Below are 24,795 nucleotides of genomic sequence, written 5' to 3' on the forward strand. Positions count from 1 at the left end.
GAAAGAAGGGAATTGGATGAACCCGTTTACGTTTTACAACCCGACTGAACTGATTTTCGGAAAAGGGCAGCTCGAAAAGCTCGATGAAAAAATCGACCAGCTCGGAAAACGGATCTTGCTTGTATATGGCGGCGGCAGCATCAAACGTTCCGGCTTGTATGACAAATTGCAGGCAATTTTTGAGAAGAAAGGCTGCCATGTGCGCGAACTTGCGGGCGTTGAACCGAATCCGCGCCTGTCCACCGTTAAAAAAGGCATCTCCCTGATTCGCGAACATGAACTCGACTGGATTCTTGCTGTCGGCGGCGGCAGCGTCATCGACTGTTCGAAAGCAATCGCAGGCGGTGCCCTGTATGACGGCGATGTATGGGATTTTTACGAAAGAAAGGCGAAAGTGGAAAAAGCGCTGCCGCTTGGCACTGTGCTGACGCTGGCTGCGACGGGTTCAGAAATGAACAAAGGCTCGGTGATTACAAACTGGGAAACGCAACAAAAACACGGAGCGAGCATGACTTTCCCGACGTTCTCGATTTTAGACCCGGAAAATACGTTTACCGTGCCGCGTAACCAGACTGTTTACGGCATTTCGGATACACTTTCGCACGTGTTTGAACAATATTTTTCGCATACAAAAGAAATTCCGCTGCAAACCGGTTTTGCAGAAACGATTATGAAAACAGTGATCGAAAATGCGCGTAAAGTGCTGCAAAACCTTGAGGACTATGATGCGCGCGCAAACTTAATGCTGAGCTCCACTTTTGCGCTCAACGGCCTGCTTGCGACCGGCGTGGAAACCGACTGGGCAACGCACTCGATCGAGCACGCCGTCAGCGCTGTTTACGATATCCCGCACGGCGGCGGGCTTGCGATCATCTTCCCGAACTGGATGAAGTACGTCTATAAAGAAAATATCCCGCGTTTCAAACGGTTTGCCGTTGAGGTATGGGGCGTGGATCCTGCAGGGAAAACGGATGAGGAAATTGCACTTGCTGGCATTGATGCAGTCCGCGCTTTCTTTAACGAAATCGGCGCGCCAAGCCGGCTTGCAGATTACAATATCGGCGATGACAAGCTCGACGTCATGGCAGAAAAAGCTTTGCCATTCGGCCCGATCGGCAACTTTAAAAAACTGGGCAAGGAAGATGTGCGGGAAATTTTGAAGATGAGTTTGTAAAAAGAAAAGGATGTCCTTTATAGGGCATCCTTTTCTTTTTGATGGGAGCCTGCGAAATGAGAGGATTAAAACCCGCCTCCGCTTCCGAACCATCTGACCATAGCGTCGGACCGTTGGAAACCGGTACATGAATGGAGAATGCGAAACGGGGGTTGAACCCGTCTCCGTACGAATCATCTCGCAATAGCGGCGGCCCATTGGAAACTGGCACAAGAATCGAAATGGGGTTACAACCCGCCCCCACTTCTGAATCATCTGGCCATAGTGTCAATCCATTGGAAACCGGTACATGAATGGAGAATGCGAAACGGGGGTTGAACCCGTCTCCGTCCGAATCATCTCGCAATAGCGGCGGCCCATTGGAAACTGGCACAAGAATCGAAATGAGGTTACAACCCGCCTCCACTTGAATCAACTGGTCATAGTGGCGGACCGTTGGAAACCGGCCAAGAAAGGAACCTAAGAAATGGGGGTTACAATCCGCCTCCACTTCTGAATCATCTCGCAATAGAGGTGGCCGGGTGACTAGCCTAAGCAAAGGAACCCCGTCAGGAAGCAGTCTTCCCAACGGGTTGCAGTTACTCCAACACTTCTTTATATACTTTATTTTCCCGCATCAAAACCGGGTATAAAACCAGGCCGATGACAAACAGCCCGATGCCGAGGAAGAACGTTTTTAAATCGGCAGTGCCGGTAATGATAACCCATACCGAATACACTAGCGCAATACCGGTAATGATACCGTCTGTTGTGCGAGCGCCTAGCGACGTATAAGTTTCACCGGCTGCCACCAGCTTCAACTGGTAAATAACCGATACAAGATACGGAATCAAATAGGCCAGTGTTGCCACGACAATGGCAAAATCGTACGCTTCCGAAATGGTGTCCGACACAGTGGAGAATAAAAAGATTTGCGTCATGATATTCGTTACCAATAGCGAACGGGACGGTGATCCTTTTCTGTTCGTTTTCCCGAAAAATGCCGGAAAAAGGCCGGCCTTTGCCGCCTGGTATGGCACTTCGGAGCTGACGATAATCCAGCCGACAGTTGAACCAAACAAGGAAATGAGCGCCAGTGCGGCTAATATATACTGGCCGTTTGCACCGAGCACCTGACCGAGCGCATCGACAAGCGGTTTATGTGAAACGCGCAGTTCCGCCTGGGACAAAGCGCCCATTGTCAGTAGTGTAATGCCGACATAAATCAGGATCGAGATCAACAGGCCGAGAAGTGTTGCCTTTTTCACATCTTTTTGTGATTTGGCGCGGTTTGACAGCATCACTGCCGATTCTATGCCGATAAACGCCCACAATGTGGAGATGGCGCCGCCGTTAATTTGCCCGAAGAGAGAAACGGCGTGGCCGTCCGCATCGGTAAAAGCTTTCGCATTGCCGAAGTTCGCGGCATCGAATGCAAAAACGGTAATGACGATAAACATCATAAAGCCGAGTACTTTTGTGACCGTCGCGATAAGATTCATTTTTCCGCCACTGTTAAAGCTATGCGACAGGATCGATTGAATCCCCCAAAGCATGACTGTACACACAGCAAATGTCAAAAATTTTCCGGTCTCCATTTGGAAAGATCCGAGCGTAAACAGGATTTTCGTGCTTTGCATAATCGGGAAAAATGTCGTTAAATAACCCGCAAACGAAATAATGACGGAAGCCGTTGCCGCCCAGTTCGCTGCCCAGTAGCCCCATGCCATGCTGTAGCCGGCGACCCGGCCTGCCTGTTTCGATTTAAAAAGCGACTGTGCGTAGCTTTGCGGTCCTGCTTTCAGTTCCGGTTTCCGGATGGCCAGGTTTCCGAACACGAGCGCAATCATCAAAACGCCAAAACCGGTCAGCACCCACGCAAGTGTAGAACCGAGCGCCCCGGCCTTATTTGCGAGATTAGCCGGCAGCATGAAGACCCCGCCGCCCACCATATTACCGACGACGAACGTGGTTAATGTCCAAAGTCCCCATTTTTTATTCATATATGTTCACCCTCTGTGTTGTTCTCGGTAAAATTTATGACTTTATTTTAGCGTGTTTCTTTAGTTTAGTAAAGTGGTAAATTAGTAATTCGTTAAAATAAATTTTGGAATAGATTTTCTGGAAATGGGAAACCCGATTGCATCAAGCAATCGGGTTTCCGATGGATCAAATTTTTAATGGAAAATACTTTCTTCCTTCCGTGGTCACGATCTGCCGCACTGAGCATCGGTTTTCTTTCGTAAAGGTGACCAGAGAACCGTTCAGGTCCTCTTCTACCGCTGTAATTCGAAATCCGCAATCCAGCAGACGGTCAATCTCCGCTTTTTCTTTCAGGAATAAAATGGATTCGCGCATCATTTTTTCCTTTTACACTGTGGCTGCTGTCGGGGACTGCAGAGCACCCTGGTTAATTTTTTTGCGTTTCAAATATTTCCCACTTCCCGGCTGGCCAATAAATTTTTTGTCTTTGATGACAAAATTGCCACGGCATAAAACAGAGATTGGCTCTCCTGTGATTTCCATGCCTTCAAACGCGCTGTAATCCACGTTCATATGATGGGTTTTTGCAGAAATTACGCGCTTTACTTCCGGATCAAAAATAACGAGATCTGCGTCCGCCCCGACAGCTATTGTTCCTTTTTCCGGGAACAGGCCGAACAGTTTCGCCGGTTGGGTGGAAACAATGTCCACAAACTGGTTCAAGGATAAGATCCCCTTTTTCACGCCTTCTGAAAAAAAAATACTGAACCGGTCTTCGATAAACGGGCCGCCGTTCGGGATTTTAGAAAAGTCATTGCGTCCGAGCTGTTTTTTTCCGTTAAAGTTAAAAGAGCATTGATCCGAGCCAAGGGTTTGCAAAATGCCGGCCTTTAAAGCGTCAAACAACACTTTCTGGTGATGCTTTTCGCGGAGCGGCGGCGACCAGACGTATTTGGCACCTTCAAAATCCGGTTTTTCCAAATAAGACTGGTCAAGGACAAGGTATTGCGGGCATGTTTCTCCCCATACTTTGTATCCTTTGGCGCGCGCTTCGGCGATTTGCTTGACGGCTTCGGCACAGGTGACATGGACGACATACAGCTGGGAATCCGCCATGTGGGCCAGCTCAATTGCCCGGTGTGTCGCTTCCCCTTCCGCTTCAGGGGGCCTGGTTAAAGCATGGTAAATCGGTTCCGTGTGTCCCTCTGCAAGCGCCTTTGTAACCAGTTCGTCAATGACGCTTCCATTTTCGCAGTGGACCATTACGAGCGCGCCTGCTTCTTTTGCGGCTTTAAATGCGCGGAACAGGGTGCGGTCGTCAGCTTGGAATTCTTTTGCGTATGCCATAAAAACTTTCAGCGAGGTGATTCCTTCTTTTTCCAGCAAGAGTGGCAATTCTTCCAGCACCTTTTCATCCAGATTGGCAAGCATCAAGTGGAAACCATAATCAATGGCAGCTTTGCCCTCCGCTTTGCCATGCCAGCGCGCAACGGCTTTTTCCAACGTATCATCCCCTGTTGTAAGGCAGAAATCAATGATCGTGGTGGTGCCGCCGAATGCTGCGGCAATTGTGCCGGTTTCCCAGTCATCATCGGTTACCGTATTGTTGAACGGCATGTCTAGGTGTGTATGCGGATCGACCCCGCCCGGAAAAATATAAGCCCCCTTTGCATCTATGATTTCTGCATCATCTACTGTGAGATTGCGTCCTATTTCTGTAATTTTCTCCCCATCAACCAGCAAATCAGCTTCATAAGTGTCCGCTGCGGTTACAACAATTCCATTTTTAATAAGTTTTTTCATGTATTTCCCTCCATTTAACTGATTGTGATTTCGTCGGCTTCAAGACCGGATATTTTTCGCTGACGTTCATTCCAGGTAAGCGGCATTTCCCCTCGTAACGGTATCATTGTGATGGCGCCGTCCGACGGGCAGACAAGCGAGCAAAGATTGCAGCCGACGCAGTCTTCTTCGCGCACCCTTAAAATGCTTTTTCCGGAAGTATCCACCAGTCTGTCAATACACTGGTGAGCCGTATCTTCACAGGCGATATAGCATTTATTGCAATGAATGCAATGCTCCTCGTTAATGCGGGCGACTGTCCTGTAATTAAGGTCGAGTTCTCCCCAGTTTTTGTATTTCGGTACGGATTTTCCAATAAGGTCCGAAGCTGATTGCAACCCTTTTTCATCCAAATAATGGTTCAATCCGTCAATCATATCCTCTACGATTGAGAATCCGTGGTGCATGACGGCTGTGCAAACTTGGACATTGGAGGCGCCCATCAGCATAAATTCAGCTGCGTCTTTCCAGGTGGCGATCCCTCCGATTCCGGAAATCGGGACGGGGATGTCAGGGTCGCGGGCACATTCTGCCACCATACTTAATGCGATCGGCTTCACGGCCGGGCCGCAGTAGCCGCCGTGTGTGCCAAGGCCTGCTACGTGGGGGACGGTCTGCCAGGTATCGAGATCCACCCCCATCAGGCTGTTAATTGTATTGATCATACTGACGGCATCGGCTCCACCCTGTACAGCAGCGAAGGCAGTGGCTGTAATATCCGTTATATTCGGAGTCAGTTTTACAATCACCGGGGTTTTTGCGGCTTCCTTGACCCAGTAAGTCTGCTGTTCAACCAGCTGCGGGACCTGGCCGGATGCCGCACCCATCCCGCGCTCCGCCATGCCGTGCGGGCAGCCAAAATTTAATTCGAGTCCATCAACACCGGCATCCTCCACCCTTTTGACAATTTCATGCCATTTTTCCCGTTTTGGCTCCACCATCACCGAGGCAATAATTGCTCGATCAGAAAATTTCTTTTTCGTTTCAGTAATTTCTTTCAGGTTTACATCCAGCGGCCGGTCTGTAATCAGTTCAATATTATTGAAACCGGCCATTCTTCTTCCGCTATAGGAAAGTGCGGCGAACCGGGACGTGACATTTAAAATCGGATCGCCGAGCGTTTTCCAAACCACCCCGCCCCATCCGGCTTCAAATGCACGCTGTACCTGGTAGCCGGAATTGGTCGGCGGCGCCGATGCCAGCCAGAAAGGATTGGGCGAACGGATGCCGGTAATCTCAACGTTTAAATTTGCCAAAAACTAAACCTCCTCTCTCATGTAACGCGTCTGCATGGCGCGTTGAATGGCATATGCTGCCTTCTTTCCCTGTTCAACCGCACTGACTACCATCGCTTCCGTGGGGCCGATGCCAAAAATAACGTCTCCGGCCGCATAAATTTTTTCATTGGAAGTTTGATAAGTTTCCGGATCCACTGCAAGAATACCATGGTGATGCACAAGGCCGAATGCATTGATTAGATCAGTACGGCGGTTTTGGCCAATCGCCCGGACCACCACGTCTGTTTCTAGCCTAAATTTCGGATCTTCTGTTGCCTGGATCTTGCGTTTTCCAGAGGCATCAGGTGCGCCAAGCACGACCCGGCTCAAAGAAAGCGCCGTAACATTGCCGGATACATCGCTGATGATTTCTGCGGGCTGCCACTGCCATCTGAATTCAATTCCCTCCCGCTTCGCAAATTCGTATTCACTTTTGTAAGCCGTCATTTCCGCTTCGGTTCTGCGGTAGACAATTTTTACATCCGCCGCCCCCGCGCGCTTCAGGCAGGTGGCAGCATCGATCGCTGTATTCCCGGCACCGATGACAACCGCCCTTTTGCCCTTAAATTCATTCGTTATCCTGCCTTCTTTGATATTCTCGATCAATTCAATTGCATCCAAAACGCCGTTGTACTCCTCTCCGGGGATGCCGAGGCGCGGAACATTTCCCATTCCGCATGCAACTAGCACGGCATCATAGCGGGAGAGGATTTCCTCCGCTGAAATGTCTTCGCCGACCCTTATTTCTGTCAAAATCTCCACGCCCAAAGCTGTCACTTGGTCCGCTTCCCAGAGCGGAATTTCCTGGGGAAGGCGGAACGGGACAATCCCGTATGTATCGAGTCCGCCCGCTTTTTCCTTTGCTTCATAAACAGTGACGCCAAAGCCGTGCCTCGCCAGTTCCCTAGCCGCGGATAAACCGGCTGGGCCGCTGCCGATAATGGCAACCTTCATGCCGTTTGACGTGCGTTTTTCAAAAAGAGTCTCCCCGGACTGCATCGCCCAGTTAACGGCATGCCGCTGCAAATCGCCAATCATAATCGGCAGGGAAAGCTCGTTCAGCACGCATGCCCCTTCGCACAATTCTTCGGTAGGGCAGACGCGGGCACAGGTCGCCCCCATCGGATTGGCTTCCAGAATCGCACGCGCGGAACCTTTCAAATTGCCCGTGGCGATTTTCCGGATAAAAGAAGGAACGGGAATGCCGGTCGGGCAGGCTTTCGTACATGGCGCATCATAACAGTATAAACAACGGTTTGCTTCTTCCACTGCTTCCTGTGCGGATAAATCTCGCCGAACTTCTTTAAACACGGCTGAGACCGTCAAAGATTCCATTCAAACACCCCCTGCAAGTTATATTTGATTGCTTTGTTCCGCAACGGTTGCGGTCACCGCACCGCCTTTTTCATGACGGCTGACAAAAACGGTGATGTCTTCATATGCTTTCTGGGACAACAAACTCCTGTCATTGCGCATCAGCCAGCTGTAGGCAACAGCGGCAACTAAGATTCCGACTGTCCACGCATTGTCCCACAAAAATCTAAGGCCCGGGACAAGAAGCCCCACAACCGGAACCGCAATGCCGATCACAAGCGCAAATACCCCGCTCGTATTAATTCCGGAAGAATAGTTGTAGCGCCCGTTCGTCTCATACAGTTCTTTCAGGTCAAACCTCCGGCGCCTTACAATCCAGTAATCGGCGATCGCAATACCGTCAATCGGGCCGAGGAGCGCACCGTATGTGCCAAGAAAACCGTAAATCAGATTTTGAAAGTTTGACATGAGGTACCATGGCTGCATGGCAATGGCAAAAAGGCCTGTCACAATTGCGCCCGACGCAAATGTCAGGCGCCGCGGCCATAAATTTTCAACTGCCCGGGCCGGGGCCACCAGGTTCGCGCCGACATTGACCGTAATGGATGAAATGGCGACAACAATGGCCCCGATAAAAACGACAAGAGTCGGGAATTTTGAAAGCAGATCAACCGGCTGCCAAAGTGCCTGACCAAAAATCACAACGGTGGCGGAAGTGACGAAAATGCCGATAAAAGAGAATATTGTCATCGTCAGCGGCAGCGCAAACGACTGGGAAATCATCATCGATTTTTGGTTCACCGCATGGCGGGCAAAATCGGGAATATTAAGCGCAAGCGTTGCCCAAAAGGCTATGACGCCGGTCAGTGCCGGGAAGAACACCGCGAGAAATTCGCCTGTCGTCTGGAACTTGCTCGGCGCTGTGAGTATTGGCCCCCAGCCATTGACATGGGTGGCCGCCCAGATAAATAAAATTATGGACGAGACCCCAACCACCGGTGTAGAAATGGTGGCAAGCCATTTAATCGCTTCAGGCCCTTTGATCCCAATGCCAACATTTAACGCCCAGAAAAGCAGAAATACAATTCCGGTATGAAAAGGCAGGCCGGACCAGCCCGAGACCATGCGCGACATCAAGGCGTCAATACTTGTCGTGCCGATCCAGGTATTAATCCCGAACCAACCGGCTGCCACGATCGCACGAGCCAAAGTCGGAATATGTGCGCCTTTTGATCCGAACCAGAGCCTTGCAAATACCGGATAAGGAATCCCAAATTTTGCACCGGCATGCGCATTTAACAAAATCGGGACCAGCACAACGCAGTTTCCAAGAAAAATGGTCAGAAGTGCCTGCCACCAGTTCATCCCAAGCGAGATCATGCCGCTTGCCATTGTATAGGAAGGAATGATCAGGCACATGCCGATCCATAAAGCTGCAAAACTCCTTCCTGTCCAGGTATGCTCTTCTTTTGTTGCAGGGCGCAGGTCATCATTCCAGAGGTTTGAGTGCTGCAATTGTTCTGCCGTTTCCTTCGTCAGGATGACAATACCGTTTTCTTCAATTTGTGATTTCATCCGTTCCCCTCCGTTTTCATTTGCTGTTATTGCCCTGTAAGCAAAGACAACACGGTATCCAGTGCCACGTTTGCGCCGCGCGCGCAGTCTTCATATGACGTCAGTTCTTCCTCACAGTGGCTTTTGCCACCTGCACTCGGTACAAAAATCATCGCGGTTGGCAGGTAGCTTGCAATAAATTGCGCATCATGGCCAGCGCCGCTGTACATTCTTTTGGCGGAAATCCCAAGCGACTGAGCCGATTTTTCAAGCCGGCTGACAATGCCCTGATCAAATGCAACGGTATCACGGGACCATAATTTTTTTGAAGCAATCGTGCATCCGCCCATTTCCTGCGGTAACGTCCTGATTGTACTCACCACCTGCGACACTACTTGAGGATCTTTGTGCCTTGCTTCAAGTGTGAACACCACTTTATTCGGAATGACGGTATGGATATTCGGATACACATTCATCCGCCCCATCGTATAAACAAGTTCCGGGTCAAGCATACTCAATTGTTCACGAACATCCCTGATGATGTCACAAGCAACGAACAATGCATCCCTCCTCATGCCCATCGGCGTCGTGCCAGCATGGTTGGATTCGCCAGTGACTTCAATTTCATAATTGACCATGCCGACGACCCCTTCGACAATTCCGATTTGTTTGTCTTCACTTTCCAGGACCGGACCTTGCTCGATATGCATTTCAAGAAAGGCGGCTGCTTTCTTCAGGCGGTTTTCAACGCTGCCGGCATAACCGCTCGCCGAAAGCGCCTCTCCGAATGTCATCCCCGTCTCATCCCGGCTTTGAAGAACGGTTTGCTTATCAAATTTGCCCGAAATGACCCCCGAGCACATCATCGCCGGCTCAAATCTTGCCCCTTCTTCATTTGTAAAATTGACGATGGTAAAAGGGATTTCCAATTTGATCCGGTTGTCATGAATCGTGCGAGCCACTTCCAATGCCGCCGCGACACCAAGAACGCCATCAAAGCGTCCGCCCTTCTTGACGGAATCGAGATGGGAGCCCATCACCACAGGCGGCTTGCCTTCTTTGCCGGGCATTGTAGCATACATGTTTGCCATGTCATCGTATTTCACTTCCATCCCGATTTCCTTACAGCAAGTTTCCAAGTACTCCCTTGCTGTAAGATCTTCCTGCGACAATGATAACCGTGTAACCCCGTTATTCGGCGTCCGCCCGAATGACGCAAACTTTTCCAGCGTTTCCTGTAACCTTTGTGCATTAACCAGCATTTTTTGTTGCTGCATGCCTTTCTCCTCCTTTTGTTGAATATCACTGAAAAAACAAAATCACTATTTTTATTGTTTTAATGTTTATTTTTAAGCTAATTTTCAGTTTATTTTTTGTGAAAAAATCTACTGTTCACCGCTAATGAACGCCGAAGCTTTTATCAAGCCAGTTTAACTTTTCCGCCTGCGAGCCGGCTGTACATAACTTTCAATTTGTCTTTTGTTATATTCACTGGGCTATTCTGCATATTTGGTGCAAAGCTCGCTGCGACAAGCCGGTCCAGATCTGCTTCCGTTTCAATACCTGCTTCCTCAAGCGTCGTGATAAGCCCCATTTCTTTTTTCATTTCATCAATACGACCGGCAAGCGCGTCCGCATCTTTGAACCCGAGGCAGCGGCTGAACGCTTCAAGGCGCCCGCTTTCCGGTCCTTCCACACTGTTCAAACGCCAGAACGACGGCAGGGTAAAAGCGCATGCTTCCCCGTGCGCAATGCCGAATTCCTGAGTCAGCGGGTAAGAGCAGGCATGGGCGGCGGCCGTCTGCGTCATGTTAAAAGCAAGCCCGGCTGTGACGGATGCCTCACTCATTTTTGCCCGCGCCTGCAGATTTCCAGGTTCATGGTAAGCCGGGAGCAGGTATTCAAACACGAGCGCTGCAGCCCGTTCAGCCGCCATATCTGTATAAGGCTGGTGCTTTTTCCCATAATAGGCTTCAAGGGAATGTGCAAGCACATCAAGCCCGCTTGACGCTGTAACATGTTTCGGGCACGAGAGCGTCAATTCAGGATCCACGAGAGCATACGCGGGGTAAAGGAAATCACTTGAAATCAGCGCCTTAATGCCTTTTTTGGTATCGGTCAGGACCGACACATTGGTCACTTCGCTCGCAGTCCCTGAAGTTGTGGGAATGGCGATCAGCGGAATGCCCGGTTGCACAAGCGTTTGTGCTTTTGCCAGAAACGCAGACGCGCTGTATGGCGTCTGCGCGATGCAGGCAGCAGCTTTCGCGCAATCGAGGACACTGCCTCCCCCGATGGCAACCGCGAAATCTGCTCCTTCTTCACGCAGCATCCGCGCGCAATCATCCGTGTTTTTTACGGTCGGATTTTGCTGAATACTTGAAAACACCGCCGTAAGCGCACCACCAGCTTCTTTCATGATATCCTGCGCAATTCCCTGTCTGAGCATCGACGGGGCGCTGATTAAAATGCCCTTTTTTCCGCCTGTCTGTTTGATGATTTCAGGTAGCTTCCTGATCTTGCCGGCCCCGAAATCAATCGGGACGGGCTGTTTATAAAAAAAGTCCTCCATTTCAACAATCCCTTACCTTTCCGCAGTTCACCGGCCGGCGCCAATGAAGTTTTTGAAAAACTTTCTATCCCAACAATGCTTTTCCTCATTTTACCGTTAAAGTATTTGCAGGAAACAATACGTTCTCTTCAAACTCGCGAAGGGCCGTTTCAAACAAGTTCATCGCTTCATTCACCTGTTCGGCTGTAATGATCAGCGGCGGGGCAATAATCACACTTGACTCATGCGAATAGGTATAAAAACCTTTTTCTGCAAGCAGCGCTACAAATTTCTTCATAAGGCCGGACGGATCTTTTCCGTAATCCATGCCATATGCCTGAAGCGGTTCCTTCGTTTCCTTATCTTTTACGAGCTCGACTGCGGCAAAGAGGCCGATCGAGCGGACATCTCCGACTGCGCGAAATTTTTTCAACTGTTTGAGCCGTTCTGCCAGCACACCCCCGGTTTCGCGGGCATTTTCAAGCAGATTCTCTTCCTGGTAAATGTCCATCGAGGCACAGCCAATTTGAGCTGAAACCGTGTGACCGCTGTAGGTCAGGCCAGTCAGAAAAATATGCTCATCGAAGTATTCCGCTACGTCCCGGCTGAGAATGACACCGCCAAGCGGGCTGTATCCGCTTGTCACTCCTTTTGCGAAAGTAATCATATCTGGTTCAAAAGGATAGTGCTGGACAGCAAACATTTTGCCCGTCCGACCAAAGCCGGTCATCACTTCGTCGCAGATCATCAGGATTCCGTAGCGGCTGCACAATTCGCGCACGCCTTCAAGATATCCTTTCGGCGGGATGAGGACGCCATTTGAGCCCGGAACCGGCTCAAGGAAAACAGCGGCAATCTGATCAGGCCCTTCATAGAGGATCTGGCTGTGCAGACGGTTAAGGTAAAAAGCGGACGCCGCTTCCTCACTTTCAAAATCCAGCGTTTCGCGGTACAGATAGGGTGTTTCAAATTTTACAAAACCGGGGATCCCTGGTTCCACGAGAAAGCGCCGCGATTCCCCTGTCAGGTTGCCGGCTCCAAATGTCGCGCCATGGTAGGAACGATAGCGCGAAAAAATTTTATAACGCCCGGTGGCCATCCGCGCAATTTTCACAGCATGGTCATTGGCGTCCGCACCCCCATTTGTAAAAAATACTTTGGCCATGTTTTCCGGTGCCGCCTTAACAATTTTGCGGGCAAGTTGAGATTTTGGCGCGGTGGCAAACGCCGGCGCGGCGAGCGGAATTTCCCCGACCGATTTAAACGCCTCCAACAATTTTGGGTGCCGGTGCCCGACATTCAAATAAACAAGCTGGGAGCACATGTCATAGCACTTATGATCCCTTTCATCCCAGAAAAAAATGCCTTTTGCTTTCGTTATTACCGTTGGCCGCACATACGCCTGTTTCGCCCACGAGTGCATGACATACTGCCGATCGTCTTGCTGGATTTGCGTAATCTCCGCTTCATTCATGATTGACAGCTCCATTTCTATTTTGTAAATGATAACCTCATTATAAAAAGGTTTTTTTCAGAATGTAATGATGATTGGAACAAATTATTTTGTGCGGTTGCACATACTCATTGGAGAATGTCTTCAATCATGAACGCAAGCGAAAGATTGGTCTTTGTAAAACTGCGGGTCAGGTCTGCATCCAGTATCGTTTCTATTTTTTTCGCCTTATACAGCACGGTGTTGCGGTGAATAAATTCGCGGCGGCTGATCGCAGCAGTCTGGCCGTCTTCTTCCAAATAAATTTTCAGGAAATGGACATAATCTGTGCCGTGCAACTCATCGTAGCGGTACAAGTTGCCAAGCATATCCCCGTGGAACCCTGCAATCCTTTCGCGATCCTTGACTTCCATTAGAATTTTATAGGCGCCGATTTCCTTGTATTTGCAAATAGGCGGTACAGCTTGGCGCTTGGCAAGCTGGATGACCATTTTTGCTTCGTGGTAGCTTTTATGGATCCCGGCAATATCCCGGTAAAAATTTCCCATCCCCACAAGCAGGCTTTCCATATTCCGTTTATAAATGGATTCCTGAATTTTTGCCGCTGCCCTTGCAAACGGGATATCTGGCGTCCGCACTTTTGAACGGTCGACAAGGTAAATAATCTGGTCTTCATAAACGCCGGCCAGATACTGCGCATAACGGGCATGGAAAACATCTTCCACCGTTTGTGCAAACGGCAACATATCAGGCTTTTCCGTGTCCTGGGTACAAACGATGATGCCGTAATCTGCATCTTCCCCAAAACCGAGTTTGAACAGCCCGTTCCGCATATACGCCCGGTCCATCCCCGGGTTAAAAAGGAGTTCCGCAAGTATTTGCTGGGAAAGCGCTTCTTTACCTTGCTCAATCATCAAAAATTGGACGGTAATTTTTATAAAATCTGCTACCCGGTAATCCCATGGCATTTGAAAAACCGGAAAATGTTGTGAATCGGCAAACCGGATGACCGCCTCTGGAATTTCAGGAATATACGGGCCCGTGTTAATGACAATCCCGGCTGCGCGCCGACCGCAGGCAAACGCCACCATCTCCTCCAATTTTTCAGGATCATTGCCCATGGTGACCCCAGTGGTGACAAGTAGTTCGTTCGGCTTAAAAAAATCCGCCCAATCAACGCTCTCCGTCACATTGACCCCCGTAACCGCCCGGCTGATTCCTGACTTTCCGGCGGCAAGCACAATCCGGCCAAACGCAGGCAATTCGACAAGTTTTTCCAAAGTGACCAAATCATCATCCCCTTTCCAAACATGTTCATATATTTATATCGTAAAGAGACAAGGATAAAATGTAAATAAGTATCTAAAATTTTTGAATTATTTACAGGAAGGCAGCATCTTTTCCGTTAAGAGAACTGTTCGGCTTGACTAAAAAGGCTGGGCTCTCCAGAAAGGTCACTAAAGATAGAAAAAGCGGTAAATCAGGTGTTTTATTTGTATCTTTCCATTAAAATAAACATATAGAATGGAATTAACTTTTCGATTCCGGAATGGAAACCAATCAGAACTGCCGTTTCGTAGGGCAAAAGTTTTAAAACCTATATTTCTTTCATTGCCAAGTTTTCACTATAAGGAGTATAATAACTGTAATCCGGTCATCTGATGATTGACCTAATACTTTAAGAAGGTGAATATTGTGAGAGTGAGTTTGTTCATCACTTGCCTTGTCGACATGTTCAAAGCGGATGTCGGGAAAGCAATGGTGGAAGTGCTGGAGCGGCAGGGCTGTGAAGTTGATTTTCCAAAGGGCCAAATTTGCTGCGGGCAGCCGTCCTATAACAGCGGTTATCTGGAAGATACAAAACCTGCGATGAAACAAATGATGAAAGCGTTTGAAAACGCAGATTACGTTGTATCCCCTTCCGGCTCATGCGCATACATGTTTAAAGAATACCCGGAAATTTTTGCAGGCGACCCGGTGTGGGAACCAAAAGCAAAAGCGCTCGCTGCGAAAACATACGAATTTACACAATTTCTCGTGGATGTATTAAAAGTGGAAGACGTCGGGGCAAGCCTGCACGTAAAGGCCACCTACCATCCATCATGCCATATGACGCGCCTGCTCGGAGTAAAAGACGCGCCTATGAAACTGTTAAAACATGTGGACGGCCTTGAATTTGTGCCACTACCTAATGCATTGTCATGCTGCGGATTTGGCGGCACGTTCTCCGTGAAAATGAGCGAAATCTCCGAGCAAATGGTGGACGAAAAAGTGGAGCACGTCGAAGAAACCGGTGCCGACGTTTTAATCGGCGGCGACTGCGGCTGTTTAATGAATATTGGCGGCCGGATGACGCGTAAAGGAAAACCGATGAAAATTATGCATATTGCAGAAGTTTTGAACAGCAGAGATTAAAAAACGGCAAAGGGGTGAAAAAAATGGGTTTATCGATTAGTGATGAAAAATTTAAAGGCAGGGTCGAAGAAGGCATCAACGATGATTTTATGCGCGGTGCCGTCCGCAGTGCCCAGGAACGGCTGCAAACCAACCGGCTGGCGGCGGCGAATGAACTCGGAAACTGGGAAGACTGGCGTTCGCTCGGCGAAGAAATCCGCCAGCACGTTTTAAACAATCTGGACTATTATCTTTATCAATTAAGCGAAAATGTATCAAAACGCGGCGGCCATGTCTTCTTTGCCCAGACCGCTGAAGAAGCGAGCCGGTATATTAAAGAAGTCGTGCAGAAAAAAAACGCGAAAAAAGTGATTAAATCGAAATCGATGGTGACGGAAGAAATCGGCATGAATGAAGCCCTGATGGAAGCGGGCAGCACTGTTGTTGAGTCCGACCTCGGCGAGTACATTTTACAGGTGGCCGGCGACCATCCTTCCCATATCGTCGCGCCGGCTTTGCATAAAAACAAAGATCAAATCCGCGACGTGTTTCGCGACCGTCTCGGCTATACCGGCACGGAAAAACCGGAGGAACTGGCCGCGTTTGCACGTAAAGTTTTGCGCGAAGAATTTTTATCGGCGGAAATTGGGATTACCGGCTGTAACTTTGCCATTGCCGAAAGCGGTTCGGTCGGCCTTGTCACAAATGAAGGGAATGCCGACATGGTCACAACCCTCCCGAAAACACAGATCGCTGTGATGGGGATGGAACGGCTTGTCCCGACTTACGAAGAGTTCGAAGTTTTGGTGAGCCTGTTAACGAGGAGCGCGGTCGGTCAGCGGCTGACGAGCTATATTACAACTGTGACCGGCCCGAAAGAAGCAGGCGAAGTCGACGGGCCGGAAGAATTCCACCTCGTGATTGTCGACAACGGGCGTTCCGATATTCTCGGGACGGAATTCCAACAGGTGCTGCAGTGCATCCGCTGTGCAGCCTGCATCAATGTATGCCCGGTTTACCGGAATATCGGCGGCCATTCGTACGGCTCCATTTACCCAGGACCGATCGGCGCGGTATTAAGCCCACTTTTAGGCGGATACGACAAATACAAAGAACTCCCGTACGCCTCTTCGCTTTGCGGAGCCTGCACAGAAGCCTGCCCGGTGAAAATTCCGCTGCATGAGCTTTTGATTAAGCACCGCCAAGTGATCGCGGAAAAAGAAAAACGCTCACCGGTAGCAGAACGGCTGTTGATGAAAGCGTTCGGCGTCGGCGCTTCAAAACCTGGACTTTACGGGGCCGGGGCAAAAATGGCTTCCAAAGTCGTCCGTCCGTTTTTAAAAGACGATTTGATCCATAAAGGACCGGGGCCGATGAAACCGTGGACGGATGTGCGCGATTTCCCTGCGCCGAACAAAGAACCTTTCCGTGACTGGTTTGAAAAGCGGGAGAAAGACAGGGGGCAGAAAAAATGAACGGAGCCATCCAAAACCGGGATGCATTTTTAAATAATATTGCCGGCAGGCTCGGCCGCAAACCGGTTGTATCCGGCGTTGCCCGTCCGGATTACAAGCATAAGCCGCAATATGATGTACTGCCAAATGCAAACCAGGAGGAACTGCTGGAAGTATTGCGCCAGCAGTCGCTCAGTGTCCATGTTGATTTTTTTGAAACGGATGCAAAAACTTTGCCCGGAAAATTAAACGAAGTCGTAGAACTGTACGGCGGCGGGCCTGTCTCGCTTTGGAATGACAAGCGGTTCGGGGAATTCGGCTTAACCCCGCTGATTGAGGAAGGCTGGCCGGAAATGGGAATCGAAACCCATGTCTGGGATCCCGAAATCGGCGAAAAAAATATTGCGCTGTGCGAAAAAGCGAATGTCGGGATTACGTTCAGTGATATCACATTGGCGGAATCCGGCACAGTGGTTTTGTTCAGCAGCAAAGAACGCGGCCGGTCGGTCAGCCTGCTGCCGAAGACGTATATCGCGATTGTACCGAAAAGCACGATTGTCCCGCGCATGACGCAGGCCGCCTTACAGATCCGCGAAAAGATCAAAAACGGGGAAACCGTCCCGTCATGCATCAATTTTATTACCGGCCCAAGCAACTCTGCTGACATTGAAATGAACTTGATCGTCGGCGTGCACGGGCCAGTCAAAGCGGCTTACATTGTTGTGAACGACAAATAATAAAACGCAAAAAATTCAAAAAATAGATGACCTGTTGAAACAGGCCATCTATTTTTGGTTTTACGCTGTTTTTTTCGCTTCTTGTTGCAGCTCACTGTGGCGGATGCTGTATCCGAAGTAGATCACCATGCCGATTGCGAACCAGACAACGAAGCGGATCAGGGTTGCCGGCTGTAGGCTTGCGATCAATATGCCGCAAGTAATTGCACCGAGAGCCGGTATAACCGGGGCAAGCGGTGTTTTAAACGGACGTTCCAGATCCGGGCGTTTATAGCGGAGCACAATGACTGCCACGCATACAATCACAAATGCAGCAAGCGTCCCAATATTGGTCATCTCAGCCACAATATTGATCGGGAGGAACCCGGCTGTGATCGCGGTGACGATTCCGACCAAAACAGTTGAAGTCGCTGGAGTTTTTCTCTTTTCACTGACTTTTGAAAAAATTTTAGGCAAAAGTCCGTCACGCGACATGGCAAACAATACACGCGTCTGCCCGTATGCCATAACAACCAATACGGAAGTAATCCCGCAAATGGCCCCAACGGAAACCAGTGCCGCACCCCAGTGAATGCCAATTTGCTGCAATGCATACGCAACGGGAGCAGAAGCAGCTTCCGGCCTGCTGAAAATGCTGAATTTGACAACGCCTGTCAAAATGGCGGAAACGATGATATACAACACGGTACAAATTAACAAGGAGAACAAAATTCCGCGCGGCACGTCTTTTTGCGGGCGGCGCGTTTCTTCTGCAGCTGTCGATACAGCATCAAAGCCGATGTAAGCAAAGAAAATAACCGCTGCGCCCGAAAGCACGCCTTTAAATCCGAACGGCATAAACGGATGCCAGTTGACCGGTTTCACATGTGCGACAGCAAGCACCACAAACAGCAGGACAACGGCTACTTTTATGGCTACGATGATGCCGTTCAGGCGAGATGTCTGCTGGACCCCTGAATACAACAGCCAGGCAACTAGAGCGATAATGAGAATGGCCGGCAGGTTGACAATGCCACCGTCCATCGGTGCAAGCGTCAGCGCTTTTGGCAGATGAACTCCGAGATTTCCAAGCAAGTTCACGGCGTATCCGGACCAGCCGATCGCAACGGTTGAAACAGCCAGGCCGTATTCCAAAATCAAATCCCAGCCGATAATCCATGCCCAAAATTCACCCAGCGCCGCATACCCGTAAGTATAAGCACTTCCGGCAACCGGCACCATTGATGCAAATTCTGCATAACACAAGGCAGCAAATCCACATGCGAGCCCCGACAGGATAAAGGAAATAACGAGTGCAGGGCCGGAATAGTTTGCTGCAGCCACACCTGTCAGCACGAATATCCCTGTGCCGATAATGGCGCCGATCCCGAGCAAAGTGAGATCGAGTGCACCAAGCGCTTTTTTCAGCCCTTGCTTGCCCTGGGTCCCTTCTACAAGGTTTGCGATTGCTTTTGTCTGAAAGATGCTCATTTCTCATCCTCCCCAAGAATTTTTGGATAATTGCATAATTCTATTATACTTTTCATTGAAAATTTATCAATATAGAAATATAACAAATTAAGAAAAAATTTGGATTGTAAGAAATTGTAACTCTTATCGTTCTTTTCCATCCTTCCCGGATATGCCTGCATCTGCTTGGCGGCTGCAGAAACTGTTTTGTTTGCTTCGTCATGGAACACGGCAGAGTAAAAATTTGCACATGAAATAGGGCTTGCTGAATAAGCAAAACCTACAGAATCGGCAAGGGATGCTGAGGATTTTGTGAAACTTTAAATGCAAAATATAGGAAAACTTTGTGATTGAAAGCTGTTTCAATGATTAGAATATGTTAAGATAGACCTTCGTTTTTCCACGCTTCCTTAACTTAGACGTGTTCTATGTTAAGGAAGACCTCCTTTTTTCCGCGCTTCCTTAACTTAGACGCGTTCTATGTGAAGGAAGACCTCCTTTTTTCTGCGCTTCCTTAACTTAGACGCGTTCTATGTGAAGAAAGGCCGTCTTTTTTCCACGCTTCCTTCACTTAGACGGGCTCTACGTTAAGAAAGACCTCCTTTTTTCCTTGCTTCCTTCACTTAGACGGGCTCTATGTGAAGGAAGACCTCCTTTTTTCCTCGCTTCCTTAACGTAGACGGATTCTATGTTAAGGAAGACCTCCTTTTTTCTGCGCTTCCTTAACATAGACGGGCTCTATGTTAAGAAAGACCTCCTTTTTTCCTCGCTTCCTTCACGTAGACGAGCTCTACGTTAAGAAAGACCTCCTTTTTTTCCGCACTTCCTTAACTTAGACGGGCTCTATGTGAAGGAAGACCTTCTTTTTTCTGCGCTTCCTTAACTTAGACGGGCTCTACGTTAAGGAAGACCTCCTTTTTTCTGCGCTTCCTTCACGTAGACGGGCTCTATGTGAAGAAAGACCTCCTTTTTTCCGCGCTTCCTTAACGTAGACGCGTTCTATGTGAAGAAAGGCTATATTTGAGACAGATCTTGTTGACAAATTGGGTACCAACTCAGAATCGGATTTGTTCAGCAAACACTAAATAAAAGGACGTACGCGAAGTTTTTTCGTGAAGGTACTGAAATGCTGACCCGGGGCCGGAACGCATATCACTTCGTTTGGCAATTTAACCCTGTTCATTTAAAAATTGGCATTTCCCCCATGCAGCGGATTTTTTACTTTGCACAGATGAGAGGCCACGAACCTTTTACTTGTGGTTCAGAGCCAAAACCGGGCCTAAAATCTTTCTTAGAACGGCCCGCGATCCTTCAACATCGTAAACCTGTTCCGAAATATCCGATGGTCGCAATCCCGCTCTCGTATGGTATAATCAAACTATCAAGGAGGGGATTTTATGGCAGCCCAATTGACCATTACAGACCGCAAACATGTGGTTCACGCGGATATAGAAAGGATGGCCGTTTTTTTGCAGGGCAAATTTGTCGAGGCAACCGGTGATGATGGCCGCCTGTGGTATGTGTTTTTTTACAAGGACCATTATTTGAACGCGATACCCGCAACCAAAATCAAACGGGGGTCCAAAGTGGCACAGGCTTTCCGTGACTGCATTGTGCTCGAGCCTCCCCATCCGCTGATTGATTTGCTTTTCCAGCCGGGTTGCTCATTTAAAACCATTCATTTTGCCCAGCTTACTGGCAAAATGGAGAAACTGTTCCCGCCACTTGAAGCCGCCTGGATTGCCACGTTTTTCGAATCGTTTGTCCCGAAACGGAAGCTCTTTGAATATATCCAATCCATCTTTTATGAATACCGCCGCAATGGCCAGCTATTGCAGTGCACGCGCATCCTTCGCATTTTAAAAGACTTTGCGCCGAAGCAAAGCTGGGTCAAGCAAATGTCCCGCGATTTAAATCTGATTAAGTACGACAAACTCTTTCAATCCTATTCACCCGAACTGATCCGGAAAGACCCCCTTTATGCCGAAAAACTTTTATATGAGAAAATGCCGGATGCCGAAGCTTTTGCAAAACTTTGCGACCTACTGCGTGCGCAAAACCGGTGGGCGGACGAAATCGCGTTAAGCCTTGAGCAAATGGAATCGTCGCCGACCGATACCGGCTACAAAGCGCTCCTTGAACGGCTGGACGCGCATTTCGAAGAGGCGGAAAAAATGGCCATTTTGGAAAATCTCTATGCCCGCATCCGGCAGTTTGAACCGCTGCAGCAAGATTTACTAAAGTTTTATATTGAGACAAAACAACTGGAAAAAATGATCCCGATGATGCTTGAGGAACAGATTCAGTTGAGTGCGAAACAGGCAGAAAAAGTGGAAAAGATGCTTGAATCATGGAGCCCGGATGATGGTGAAACAGATGTAGAAGCACTGAACCGGCTTGCCCCGCTCTTTTCCGGGCATCCGGCACAGGCAGAGAAATTCGTGGTAAAATGCACTTCCTATTTGTTACAGCACCGGGACACTTCCTATATACTGGAATGGCTGCTTCCGTTCAAGAAAGCAGCCGGGCATTTGCCGGCCATCCGCAAAGTGGAGCAAATGCACCAAATGGCGGACGATCCCGACAAGCAATCCCTGCTCGGGGAATTGTATTTTGAATTTGGGCAGTACGACAGAGCGCTTGACTGTTTCAGCTGGGAAATGGAGTTGCGGGAAAACGACCCCGCCCCGGTCAAATGGTTGTCAAAAATTTATCACGAACTCGGCATGCAAGCGGAATCGAACGCATACCGAAATTTGTATATTGATATGGAAAAGCGAAGAGCGTAAGGCGAAAGTGGGGCCAGACCCTGCTTTTTTTATGGCCGAGTACGCAGGTCGCCCAAATGGCTGCGATGAAGGACATTTCTGCGGGCGGACGGATCCCCTTTTGTCTTTCATGCCTGTGATGAAGGACATTTCTGGGGGCGGGCGGGGTCCCTTTTGTCTTTCATGCCCGCGATCAAGGACATTTCCGAGGGCGGGCGGATCCCCTTTTGTCCTTCATGCGCGGGATGAAGGACATTTCCGAGGGCTGCCGTCTCTCTTTTGTCTTTCATAATCTCGATGAAGGATTTCTATTGGTGGGCGGGTCCCTTTTGTCCTTTTGAACTCTCCAAAAAGACATTTCGAACACTACCCAAGCCGCTTTTGGCCTTTTGAAACCTCCAAAAAGACATTTTGAACACCAACCAGGCCACTTTTGTCTTTTTGAAACCTCCAAAAGGACATTTCGATCGCTACCCGGGGTCCTTTTGTCTTTTTGAAGCCTCCAAAAGGACATTCCGAACACCAACCAGGCCACTTTTGTCCTTTTCAAACCTCCAAAAAGACATTTCGAACACTACCCAAGCCACTTTTGGCCTTTTGAACCCTCCAAAAGGACATTTCGATCGCTACCCGGATTCCTTTTGTCCTTTTGAGCCCTCCAAAAGGACATTTCGATCACTGCCCGGGTTCCTTTTGTCTTTTTGAGCTCTCCAAAAAGGCATTTCGAACACTACCCAAGCCACTTTTGGCCTTTTGTAACCTCCAAAAAGACATTTCGAACACCAACCAAGCCGCTTTTGGCCTTTTCAAACCCCCAAAAGGACATTTCGAACACCAACCAAGCCGCTTTTGGCCTTTTCAAACCTCCAAAAAATATTTCAATCGCCACCCGAGTGATGTCCGTTCCCGCTTCAAAAGACATTCCGCCGGTTATTTTCGCCCGTGATCAACTTGAAAGCCGCCCCGCGCATCCGGGACGGCTTTCGTTATTTGGTATGCATTTTAAATTCCAAAAATAGCTCATTATAGCGGGCGAGTTTTTTCTTGCCAAGGTTTTTATATACTTCCAGTTTCTTTGTGAGTGCAGCATCCGGATAAAAACGGCGGTCGCCGGAAATCGATTTTGGCAAAATCTTCAGAGCCGCTTTGTTCGGCGTTGAATAACCGACATACTCGGCGTTTTGCGCGGCGTTTTTCGGATCGAGCATAAAATTGATAAACTTCAGGGCGCCATCCACGTTTTTCGCTGTTTTCGGGATGACCATGTTGTCGAACCAGAGATTGGAGCCTTCGCTCGGCACAACATAGTTCAGCTTTTTATTCTCTGACATGATCTCAGCCGCATCCCCCGACCAGACAACCCCGAGCGAAGCTTCTTCATTGGCCAGCAGCATCTTGATTTCATCGCCGACGATCGCTTTCACATTCGGCATCAGCCGATCAAGTTTTGCTTTTGCCTGCTGCAAATGTTTTTCATTCGTATCATTCAGCGAGTAATGCAGGCTGTTGAGCCCCATCCCCATCACTTCGCGGGCGCCGTCCACAAGCAGAATCTGATTTTTCAAATCGGGATCCCACAGGTCGTCCCAGCTTGTAATTTTTTTGCCGCCAAGCATGCTTGAATTATACACAATCCCAACCGTCCCCCAGAAATAAGGCACCGAATATCGGTTTTTCGGATCAAACGGCAAATCCATAAAGCGCGAATCGATATATTTCAAGTTCGGCAGCTTCGAATGATCAAGCGGAATCAGCAAGTTCTCCTTTTTCATCTTTTCGATCATATACTCGGATGGAACCGCAACATCAAACGTTGTACCGCCCTGGGAGATTTTTGTCATCATGGCTTCGTTCGAATCGAAAGTTTGATAAATGACTTTGATGCCGGTCTGCTTTTCAAATTTCTTAATCAAGGCGGGATCGATATAATCCCCCCAGTTGTAAATCGTGAGCGTATTCCCGCCTGCATAGCCTTCCGTTTGGTTCATGCGTCCAGCGAGAAATTGCAGGGCAAGGGCGACAACGATTATCGCAATAAAAACACGCAGCAGCTGTTTCATCTTTTAACCCCCATTCCGTTCGTGCGGGCCTGGCGCTGGTTCACGAGGTAGTATCCGATCACAAGGATAATAGAGAAGAAGAAGAGCAGCGTTGACAGCGCGTTAATCGTGAGCGAGATCCCTTGGCGCGCACGCGAATAAATTTCAACGGAAAGCGTCGAATAGCCGTTCCCGGTGACAAAAAAGGTGACGGCAAAATCATCGAGCGAATACGTGAGCGCCATGAAAAAACCGGCAAAAATACCGGGCGTAATGTACGGGAGAATCACCTTCGACAACACATCCCACTGGCTTGCCCCAAGGTCGCGCGCCGCATCAATCAAAGTTGGGCTCATTTCCTGCAGTTTCGGCAGCACCATCAGCACAACAATCGGAATGCAAAAAGCGATGTGCGAAACGAGAACGGATGTAAACCCGAGCTTGATCCCTGCAATCGTAAATAAAATCAGGAACGATGCACCGATAATGACGTCAGGGCTTACGATCAGCACATTATTGAGCGAAAGCAGCGCATTTTTCGTTCTTCTTCTTTTCACAAACCGGATCGCGAGCGCCCCCATCACACCGATCACCGTTGAAATCGCGGATGCGAGTAGCGCAATCACAAGCGTATTGATGACAATGATCATAAGGCGCGTGTCCTGGAACACTTCCTTGTACCATTCCCATGTAAAACCGCTAAATTCATGCATGTTCCCTGCTTTGTTGAACGAATAATACATTAAATAAAAGATCGGTGCGTAAAGGACGATAAACACAAATATCAGATATAAGTTTGACCATTTCCATCTTTTTTTCAACTTCAT

The 24,795-nt window shown here is 48.9% G+C and carries 18 protein-coding genes; 5 read left to right on the top strand and 13 right to left on the bottom strand.

Going from position 1 to position 24,795, the window contains the following annotated elements:
* The first annotated feature begins 16 nt into the window (after window positions 1-16).
* Entirely contained in the window at window positions 17-1,174 is a 1,158-nt protein-coding gene (locus tag BCOA_RS21900; RefSeq protein WP_014096296.1) for an iron-containing alcohol dehydrogenase, read from the top strand.
* A gap of 578 nt (window positions 1,175-1,752) precedes the next feature.
* Here the strand turns inward: BCOA_RS21900 and BCOA_RS21905 are convergent.
* The 9 genes from BCOA_RS21905 to BCOA_RS21950 form a co-directional block, all read right to left on the bottom strand.
* The gene (locus BCOA_RS21905; RefSeq protein WP_014096298.1) at window positions 1,753-3,156 is read right to left on the bottom strand and encodes an amino acid permease; all 1,404 of its coding nucleotides are present in this window, start codon (window positions 3,154-3,156) and stop codon (window positions 1,753-1,755) included.
* Window positions 3,157-3,523: 367 nt separating this feature from the next.
* Window positions 3,524-4,939, bottom strand: a complete 1,416-nt coding sequence (gene hydA, locus BCOA_RS21915; protein ID WP_014096300.1) for a dihydropyrimidinase — start codon at window positions 4,937-4,939, stop codon at window positions 3,524-3,526.
* Window positions 4,940-4,953: 14 nt separating this feature from the next.
* Window positions 4,954-6,234 (bottom strand): NAD-dependent dihydropyrimidine dehydrogenase subunit PreA, encoded by a 1,281-nt coding sequence (gene preA / locus BCOA_RS21920; protein WP_014096301.1) that lies wholly within the window; start codon window positions 6,232-6,234, stop codon window positions 4,954-4,956.
* 3 nt (window positions 6,235-6,237) lie between these two features.
* Window positions 6,238-7,590, bottom strand: coding sequence for an NAD(P)-dependent oxidoreductase (locus BCOA_RS21925; protein ID WP_014096302.1), 1,353 nt, complete (start codon window positions 7,588-7,590; stop codon window positions 6,238-6,240).
* Window positions 7,591-7,608: 18 nt separating this feature from the next.
* A complete protein-coding gene (locus BCOA_RS21930; RefSeq protein ID WP_014096303.1) occupies window positions 7,609-9,144 on the bottom strand; it encodes an NCS1 family nucleobase:cation symporter-1 in 1,536 nt (511 codons plus the stop codon).
* 26 nt (window positions 9,145-9,170) lie between these two features.
* Entirely contained in the window at window positions 9,171-10,400 is a 1,230-nt protein-coding gene (locus tag BCOA_RS21935) for a Zn-dependent hydrolase (protein ID WP_014096304.1), read from the bottom strand.
* A 143-nt stretch (window positions 10,401-10,543) separates the two neighbouring features.
* The gene (locus BCOA_RS21940) at window positions 10,544-11,695 is read right to left on the bottom strand and encodes an iron-containing alcohol dehydrogenase family protein (RefSeq protein ID WP_014096305.1); all 1,152 of its coding nucleotides are present in this window, start codon (window positions 11,693-11,695) and stop codon (window positions 10,544-10,546) included.
* A gap of 85 nt (window positions 11,696-11,780) precedes the next feature.
* The gene (locus BCOA_RS21945) at window positions 11,781-13,148 is read right to left on the bottom strand and encodes an aminotransferase class III-fold pyridoxal phosphate-dependent enzyme (protein ID WP_014096306.1); all 1,368 of its coding nucleotides are present in this window, start codon (window positions 13,146-13,148) and stop codon (window positions 11,781-11,783) included.
* Between the two features lie 107 nt (window positions 13,149-13,255).
* A complete protein-coding gene (locus BCOA_RS21950; RefSeq protein WP_014096307.1) occupies window positions 13,256-14,416 on the bottom strand; it encodes a PucR family transcriptional regulator in 1,161 nt (386 codons plus the stop codon).
* A 406-nt stretch (window positions 14,417-14,822) separates the two neighbouring features.
* On the opposite strand from BCOA_RS21950, the gene BCOA_RS21955 reads away from it, so the two are divergent.
* From BCOA_RS21955 to BCOA_RS21965, 3 genes are read left to right on the top strand one after another with little or no spacing between them, the layout of a single operon-like run.
* Window positions 14,823-15,542 carry a (Fe-S)-binding protein gene (locus tag BCOA_RS21955; protein WP_014096308.1) on the top strand — a complete coding sequence of 240 codons (720 nt, stop codon included), beginning with the start codon at window positions 14,823-14,825 and terminating at the stop codon, window positions 15,540-15,542.
* Between the two features lie 23 nt (window positions 15,543-15,565).
* Entirely contained in the window at window positions 15,566-16,996 is a 1,431-nt protein-coding gene (locus tag BCOA_RS21960) for a LutB/LldF family L-lactate oxidation iron-sulfur protein (RefSeq protein ID WP_014096309.1), read from the top strand.
* A complete protein-coding gene (locus BCOA_RS21965) occupies window positions 16,993-17,712 on the top strand; it encodes a LutC/YkgG family protein (RefSeq protein ID WP_014096310.1) in 720 nt (239 codons plus the stop codon). The genes BCOA_RS21960 and BCOA_RS21965 overlap by 4 nt, the downstream gene beginning before the upstream one ends.
* Before the next feature lie 60 nt (window positions 17,713-17,772).
* Here BCOA_RS21965 and BCOA_RS21970 read toward each other — a convergent pair whose 3' ends face one another.
* Window positions 17,773-19,182, bottom strand: a complete 1,410-nt coding sequence (locus BCOA_RS21970; protein ID WP_014096311.1) for an amino acid permease — start codon at window positions 19,180-19,182, stop codon at window positions 17,773-17,775.
* Window positions 19,183-20,558: 1,376 nt separating this feature from the next.
* On the opposite strand from BCOA_RS21970, the gene BCOA_RS21980 reads away from it, so the two are divergent.
* Entirely contained in the window at window positions 20,559-21,950 is a 1,392-nt protein-coding gene (locus BCOA_RS21980) for a hypothetical protein (RefSeq protein WP_014096312.1), read from the top strand.
* 709 nt (window positions 21,951-22,659) lie between these two features.
* Here BCOA_RS21980 and BCOA_RS35285 read toward each other — a convergent pair.
* From BCOA_RS35285 to BCOA_RS21995, 3 genes are all read right to left on the bottom strand, one after another.
* Window positions 22,660-22,851: a hypothetical protein gene (locus BCOA_RS35285; protein WP_052301525.1), complete on the bottom strand. Its 192-nt coding sequence runs from the start codon at window positions 22,849-22,851 to the stop codon at window positions 22,660-22,662.
* Between the two features lie 64 nt (window positions 22,852-22,915).
* A complete protein-coding gene (locus BCOA_RS21990; protein WP_014096313.1) occupies window positions 22,916-23,989 on the bottom strand; it encodes an ABC transporter substrate-binding protein in 1,074 nt (357 codons plus the stop codon).
* Window positions 23,986-24,795: an ABC transporter permease gene (locus BCOA_RS21995; protein WP_017550888.1), complete on the bottom strand. Its 810-nt coding sequence runs from the start codon at window positions 24,793-24,795 to the stop codon at window positions 23,986-23,988. The genes BCOA_RS21990 and BCOA_RS21995 overlap by 4 nt, the downstream gene beginning before the upstream one ends.

This window comes from Heyndrickxia coagulans 36D1 (genome assembly GCF_000169195.2).
GTDB classification, from domain to species: Bacteria; Bacillota; Bacilli; order Bacillales; family Bacillaceae_C; genus Weizmannia; species Weizmannia faecalis.

What these genes read in the sequence shown, in the direction of transcription:
- BCOA_RS21995 (WP_017550888.1), bottom strand. Translation starts at nt 24,795, where the DNA reads ATGAAGTTGAAAAAAAGATGGAAATGGTCAAACTTATATCTGATATTT.
- BCOA_RS21935 (WP_014096304.1), bottom strand. Translation starts at nt 10,400, where the DNA reads ATGCAGCAACAAAAAATGCTGGTTAATGCACAAAGGTTACAGGAAACG.
- BCOA_RS21980 (WP_014096312.1), top strand. Translation starts at nt 20,559, where the DNA reads ATGGCAGCCCAATTGACCATTACAGACCGCAAACATGTGGTTCACGCG.
- BCOA_RS21945 (WP_014096306.1), bottom strand. Translation starts at nt 13,148, where the DNA reads ATGAATGAAGCGGAGATTACGCAAATCCAGCAAGACGATCGGCAGTAT.
- BCOA_RS21970 (WP_014096311.1), bottom strand. Translation starts at nt 19,182, where the DNA reads ATGAGCATCTTTCAGACAAAAGCAATCGCAAACCTTGTAGAAGGGACC.
- BCOA_RS21940 (WP_014096305.1), bottom strand. Translation starts at nt 11,695, where the DNA reads ATGGAGGACTTTTTTTATAAACAGCCCGTCCCGATTGATTTCGGGGCC.
- BCOA_RS21960 (WP_014096309.1), top strand. Translation starts at nt 15,566, where the DNA reads ATGGGTTTATCGATTAGTGATGAAAAATTTAAAGGCAGGGTCGAAGAA.
- BCOA_RS21905 (WP_014096298.1), bottom strand. Translation starts at nt 3,156, where the DNA reads ATGAATAAAAAATGGGGACTTTGGACATTAACCACGTTCGTCGTCGGT.
- BCOA_RS21965 (WP_014096310.1), top strand. Translation starts at nt 16,993, where the DNA reads ATGAACGGAGCCATCCAAAACCGGGATGCATTTTTAAATAATATTGCC.
- hydA (WP_014096300.1), bottom strand. Translation starts at nt 4,939, where the DNA reads ATGAAAAAACTTATTAAAAATGGAATTGTTGTAACCGCAGCGGACACT.
- BCOA_RS21925 (WP_014096302.1), bottom strand. Translation starts at nt 7,590, where the DNA reads ATGGAATCTTTGACGGTCTCAGCCGTGTTTAAAGAAGTTCGGCGAGAT.
- BCOA_RS21930 (WP_014096303.1), bottom strand. Translation starts at nt 9,144, where the DNA reads ATGAAATCACAAATTGAAGAAAACGGTATTGTCATCCTGACGAAGGAA.
- BCOA_RS21990 (WP_014096313.1), bottom strand. Translation starts at nt 23,989, where the DNA reads ATGAAACAGCTGCTGCGTGTTTTTATTGCGATAATCGTTGTCGCCCTT.
- BCOA_RS35285 (WP_052301525.1), bottom strand. Translation starts at nt 22,851, where the DNA reads ATGTCTTTTGAAGCGGGAACGGACATCACTCGGGTGGCGATTGAAATA.
- BCOA_RS21900 (WP_014096296.1), top strand. Translation starts at nt 17, where the DNA reads ATGAACCCGTTTACGTTTTACAACCCGACTGAACTGATTTTCGGAAAA.